The organism is Streptomyces sp. (assembly GCF_050698815.1).
Classification (GTDB): domain Bacteria; phylum Actinomycetota; class Actinomycetes; order Streptomycetales; family Streptomycetaceae; genus Streptomyces.
In genome coordinates this window covers 1-5,135 of sequence record NZ_JBOHCV010000417.1, presented here as the reverse complement: position 1 = coordinate 5,135, position 5,135 = coordinate 1, and the positions used below count along the sequence as shown (strand labels likewise).

Annotated in this window: 5 protein-coding genes; 3 read left to right on the top strand and 2 right to left on the bottom strand. The window is 72.3% G+C overall.

Annotated features, from left to right (window positions below):
- The first annotated feature begins 153 nt into the window (after nucleotides 1-153).
- Nucleotides 154-1,251 (top strand): succinyldiaminopimelate transaminase, encoded by a 1,098-nt coding sequence (dapC, locus tag ACRDP3_RS15160; protein ID WP_431517464.1) that lies wholly within the window; start codon nucleotides 154-156, stop codon nucleotides 1,249-1,251.
- A 100-nt stretch (nucleotides 1,252-1,351) separates the two neighbouring features.
- On the opposite strand, the gene ACRDP3_RS15155 is transcribed toward dapC, so the two are convergent.
- Together ACRDP3_RS15155 and ACRDP3_RS15150 are read right to left on the bottom strand one after the other, a co-directional pair.
- Nucleotides 1,352-1,822 (bottom strand): ATP-binding protein, encoded by a 471-nt coding sequence (locus ACRDP3_RS15155; protein WP_431517463.1) that lies wholly within the window; start codon nucleotides 1,820-1,822, stop codon nucleotides 1,352-1,354.
- A 335-nt stretch (nucleotides 1,823-2,157) separates the two neighbouring features.
- Nucleotides 2,158-3,123 carry a hypothetical protein gene (locus tag ACRDP3_RS15150; protein WP_431517462.1) on the bottom strand — a complete coding sequence of 322 codons (966 nt, stop codon included), beginning with the start codon at nucleotides 3,121-3,123 and terminating at the stop codon, nucleotides 2,158-2,160.
- Nucleotides 3,124-3,165: 42 nt separating this feature from the next.
- Here ACRDP3_RS15150 and dapE point away from each other — a divergent pair, with 42 nt between their 5' ends.
- Nucleotides 3,166-4,245: a succinyl-diaminopimelate desuccinylase gene (gene dapE, locus ACRDP3_RS15145; protein ID WP_431517461.1), complete on the top strand. Its 1,080-nt coding sequence runs from the start codon at nucleotides 3,166-3,168 to the stop codon at nucleotides 4,243-4,245.
- A gap of 128 nt (nucleotides 4,246-4,373) precedes the next feature.
- On the top strand, nucleotides 4,374-5,132 hold the full coding sequence (locus ACRDP3_RS15140; protein ID WP_431517460.1) for a TIGR00730 family Rossman fold protein: 759 nt from the start codon (nucleotides 4,374-4,376) through the stop codon (nucleotides 5,130-5,132).
- Nucleotides 5,133-5,135 lie beyond the last annotated feature (3 nt).

Sequence of the window (5,135 nt, the reverse complement as noted above, 5' to 3'; positions counted from 1 at the left end):
CGGTCATCGCCGCGCTGCCCCCGCAGAGCCACGACGAGTGACCTCGCGGTCCGGGCGGCGCGCACGTCCGTGGTCCCGTACGGCTGCCGTACGGGACCGGGCACCGGGCCGCGGTAGGGGACCGCAGAGCAGAAAGTGAGTCATCCCGTGCCCGTGTCACCCGTCTCCGGCCGGCTCCCCGATTTCCCGTGGGACCGGCTGGAGCCGTACAAGGCCACCGCCGCCGCGCACGCGGACGGCATCGTGGACCTCTCCGTGGGCACCCCCGTCGACCCGGTGCCGGAGCTGATCCAGCGCGCGCTCGCGGACGCCAGCGACCGTCCCGGCTATCCGACGGTGTGGGGCACGGCCGGGCTGCGCGACGCGCTCGCCGGGTGGTGCGAACGCCGCCTGGGCGCGACCGGCATGGCACACCGCAACGTGCTGCCGGTCCTCGGTTCCAAGGAGTTCGTCGCGTGGCTGCCGACCCAGCTCGGTCTGGGTCCCGGCGATCGCGTCGCCCACCCCCGGCTGGCCTATCCGACCTACGAGGTGGGCGCACGGCTCGCCCGTGCCGAACCCGTCGTCTACGACACCCCCGCCGGGCTGGACCCGGACGGCGTACGCCTGCTGTGGCTCAACTCACCGTCCAACCCGACCGGCCGGGTGCTGGGCAAGGACGAACTGGCCGGAGCGGTCGCCTGGGCACGTGAGCACGGGGTGCTGCTGGTCAGCGACGAGTGCTATCTGGAGCTCGGCTGGGAGGCCGACCCGGTCTCCGTGCTGCATCCGGAGGTCTGCGGCGGTACGTACGAAGGCATCGTCGCCGTCCACTCGCTCTCCAAGCGCTCCAACCTCGCCGGCTACCGCGCCGCCTTCGTGGCGGGTGACGCCGCGGTGCTCGGCGAGCTGCTGCAGATCCGCAAGCACGGCGGAATGATGGTGCCCGCACCGGTCCAGGCGGCGACCGTGGCGGCGCTCGGTGACGACGCGCACGTGGCGGAGCAGCGGGAGCGCTACGCCGCCCGCCGCGCGGCGCTGCGTACGGCGCTCACGGGGCGGGGCTTCCGCGTCGAGCACAGTGAGGCGTCGCTGTACCTCTGGGCGACGCGGGACGAGCCGTGCTGGGACACCGTCGGCGACCTGGCAGAGCTGGGCGTGCTCGTCGCGCCGGGCGACTTCTACGGCACGGCGGGGGAGCGATTCGTGCGCGTCGCGCTCACGGCGACGGACGAGCGGGTCGCGGCGGCTGTGCGGCGACTTTCGGCCTGACCCCCTGCGAAGACCCGCAGTGCCAATACCCGCACGAAGGCCCCGGAGGAGCAAGCTCTCCGGGGCCTTCGTGCGTACACGTGCGCTGGTGCGGGCTGGATCAGCCGAGCGGCAGGCCCTTCAGGGGCAGCTGGCCCAGGGGCAGCCCCTTGCCGACCACGCCGTCGGTCGGCAGGCCGCTGGTCGGCGCCTGCACGGCGGGGGCGTTGCCCTTGGTCCCGGAAGCGGTGTCGCCGAGCGCCTTGCCGGCGCCGCCGGCGGTGCTGCCCGCGACCTTCTGGGCGGCCGGAGCGCCGGTCTTGCCCGCGGCGCCCACGGTCTTGCCGGCGGTCGGGACGGTGCCCTTGAGGGCGCCGCTGCCGCTCTTCGCGGCCATCTCACTGCTGCCCCGCGAGGCCTCGTCGATGGACTTGCCGACCTTCGCGCCGTCCAGGTTGCTCAGCCCGCCCACGTCGGGGGTCGACGGCAGTTCGGCGGCGCTCGCGGCACCGGCCGTGCCCACGACGGACGCGGCGCCCGCGGCCGCCAGCAGCACGGTCTTGGCGATCCGGCGCGTGAGAGGGAGGGACATGTTGCTCCTTTGACGGAGAGAGAAATTGCCAGGGAAACGGTCGTGCCCGCCCGGCCGGAAGACTCGTCCGGTCGGGCGCTGTGCCTATCGCCCTGAGCGGGGGGAAAGTTGCGGGCCGCGGAGGTAAAGGATTGGTAATGCGTCGCATAATCCGCTATCCCAATCGGGCATTCAGGACGCGGAGTTGACCGTCGCAGAAACGTCAAGCCTCAGCGGTGGCGGGGATTCGGGGCCGCGCGGCGGTGTCCGTACGCAGATCTGCGCGGCGTCCACCATTCGTCGGCCCAACTCCCTCGAACGTGGCGGATACCGCACTGGCGTGGCAGCGGCCCGTACTACTGTCCAGTCGCCAGCCGTACGGTCACCGACGTGTCTCCAGTGCCCGGCGAGCCGCCGGAGCCGCCCTCCCGCGTACGCCAGCCCTCCTCCGAACTGGCCGCGTCCCAGACGCGGTTGCGGTAGGAGATCCGGGCGATGTGCAGCTCCGCGGAGTTCGCCATCGCCCAGTGCGCGAGCTCCCAGCCGTGCCGGCCGGCGCGGGCCGGGACCCGCAGCTCCGAGTCCGCGTCGCTCTCGCGCAGGCTGACGCCACGGGCCGCCGTCGACGTCGGTCGCCCCTGTGCGGACAGCACGTCATCGCCGAACTCCCGTACCAGCCGCTCCCGTACCCGCTCCGCGCTGCCCGTCGTGCCGTCCGGGCCGCCCGGCCCCGTCGTGCAGGTGAACGCGGCGGCCCTGCGGCCGGTCAGCGCCGCGGTGAGCAGCGACGCGTTCGCCTCGTGCTTCGCGTAGGCCTGCGGGAAGCCGCTGCGCTGCACGCGCTGCGCGGCGACGGTCAGCGGCAGCCGCGAATAGCCGGGAATCCGCACCAGATGGTCATAGAACTTTCCCGAGGAGTACACGGGATCACTGATCTGCTCCTCGCTGCCCCAGCCCTGCGACGGGCGCTGCTGGAAGAGGCCGAGCGAGTCGCGGTCGCCGTGCGCGATGTTGCGCAGCGTCGACTCCTGCATGGCCGTCGCCAGCGCTATGGTCACGGCACGCTCGGGCAGCTCGCGCTGGGAGGCGACAGCCGCGATGGTCGCGGCGTTGGCGGCCTGCTCGGGCTTGATGGCGTAGCCGCCCTCCGAGCCGTTGCCGGCCGCTCTGACCGTGCACTGGGCGGGACCGGGCCGGCTGGTGACGTACTGCGCCGCCACATAGCCGGCGATCGCCAGCAGCACGACGGACGCGGCGGCGATGCGCAGGATCCTGGCTCGGCGCTTCGGGCGGGTGGAATCGGAGGGGGACACGGGCACCAAGGTAGCCGGTGCCCCAAACCGGCCCGGCCGTAGGCTGTGTTCATGCCGCGCCAAGAACTCGACCTGCAGCAGGACGCCGCGCTGCTCACCGCCGCGCTCGTCGATCTTCCCTCGGAGAGCGGGAACGAGCAGCCGCTCGCCGACGCCGTCGAGGCCGCGCTGCGCCCGCTGCCCCATCTGACCGTCGACCGGTACGGCAACAACGTCATCGCCCGCACCCGGCTCGGCCGCCCCGAGCGGGTCATCCTGGCCGGGCACCTCGACACCGTCCCGATCGCGGACAACGTGCCGTCCCGGCTCGACGGGAACGGGGTGCTGTGGGGCTGCGGCACCAGCGATATGAAGGCCGGAGTCGCCGTGCAGCTGCGCATCGCGGCGACCGTGCCGGACCCCAACCGCGACCTGACGTTCGTCTTCTACGACAACGAGGAGGTGGCCGCCCACCTCAACGGCCTCGGCCATGTCGCCGCCGCCCATCCCGACTGGCTGGCCGGTGATTTCGCGGTACTGCTGGAGCCCTCCAGCGGCCAGGTCGAGGGCGGTTGCCAGGGGACCCTGCGCGTCGAGCTGCGTACCACCGGGCAGCGCGCACACACCGCGCGTAGCTGGATGGGTGCCAACGCCATCCACGCCGCGAGCCCGATCCTGGCCCGGCTCGCCGCGTACGAGCCGCGCCGGAAGGTGATCGACGGGCTGGAGTACCGCGAGGGGCTGAACGCCGTCCGCGTCGAGGGCGGCGTCGCAGGCAACGTCATCCCCGACGCTTGTACGGTCACCGTCAACTACCGCTACGCGCCCGACCTCAGCGAGGAGCAGGCCCTGGCGCATGTGCGGGAGGTCTTCGCGGCGTGCGGCGAGTGGGAGCTGACCGTCGATGACAGCTCGGGCGCCGCGCTGCCGGGCCTGTCGCACCCGGCGGCGAAGGCGTTCATCGAAGCGGTGGGCGGCGAGCCGCAGCCCAAGTTCGGCTGGACGGACGTCGCCCGCTTCAGCGCACTCGGCGTGCCCGCCGTGAACTACGGCCCGGGCGATCCGAACCTGGCGCACAAGCGCGACGAACGGGTGGAGACGGCCAAGATCCTGCACTGCGAGGAGCGGCTGCGCGGCTGGCTGACGGCCTGAGGGCCGATCCGGAGCCGGTCCTTGCGGGCGGCACCGCGCCGACAGTCCGAATTTGGCTGTGTGTTACTTCTGTCTGACTTCTCCCTGCGTACGCTGAACCGGAAAGATCGCAGTCGGAGGGAGCACGGATGAGCCCGGAGCGAGAGCAGGGGCCGCGGGAGCAGGGTCCGCGGGAGCAGCGTCTGGGCCCGGTGGTCCGCCGCCGTGGGCAGGTGCAGGCCGGGACGACGGACCAGCGGCTGCTGGACACCACCGGGCCTTCGGACTGGGTGCACCAGGACCCGTGGCGGGTGATGCGCATCCAGTCGGAGTTCGTGGAGGGTTTCGGCGCCCTCGCCGAACTCGGTCCGGCCATCAGCGTCTTCGGCTCCGCCCGTACACCCCCCGACTCGCCGGAGTACGAGGCGGGTGTCCGGATCGGGCGCGCGCTCGCCGAGGCGGGCTTCGCGGTGATCACCGGCGGCGGTCCCGGCGCGATGGAGGCCGCCAACCGGGGGGCACTGGAGGCGGGCGGTACGTCGGTCGGGCTCGGCATCGAGCTGCCCTTCGAGCAGGGGCTGAACCAGTACGTCGACATCGGAGTCAACTTCCGCTACTTCTTCGTTCGGAAGACGATGTTCGTGAAGTACGCGCGCGGCTTCGTGGTGCTGCCGGGCGGGCTGGGCACCCTGGACGAACTGTTCGAGGCGATGACCCTGGTGCAGACGCGGAAAGTCACCCGCTTCCCGATCGTCCTCTTCGGCAGCGACTACTGGCAGGGGCTGCTCGACTGGCTGCGCGGCTCCGTCATCGCCCAGGGCAAGGCGTCCGGGCGGGACGTCGACCTCTTCCACGTCACGGACGACATCGAGGAGACGGTCGCGCTGGTGACCAAGGAAGCGGGCTGAGGA

Bases quoted from the DNA above. Each gene is read 5' to 3' on its own strand.
- ACRDP3_RS15155 (WP_431517463.1), bottom strand. From the start codon at position 1,822: ATGTCCCTCCCTCTCACGCGCCGGATCGCCAAGACCGTGCTGCTGGCG.
- dapE (WP_431517461.1), top strand. From the start codon at position 3,166: ATGCCGCGCCAAGAACTCGACCTGCAGCAGGACGCCGCGCTGCTCACC.
- ACRDP3_RS15140 (WP_431517460.1), top strand. From the start codon at position 4,374: ATGAGCCCGGAGCGAGAGCAGGGGCCGCGGGAGCAGGGTCCGCGGGAG.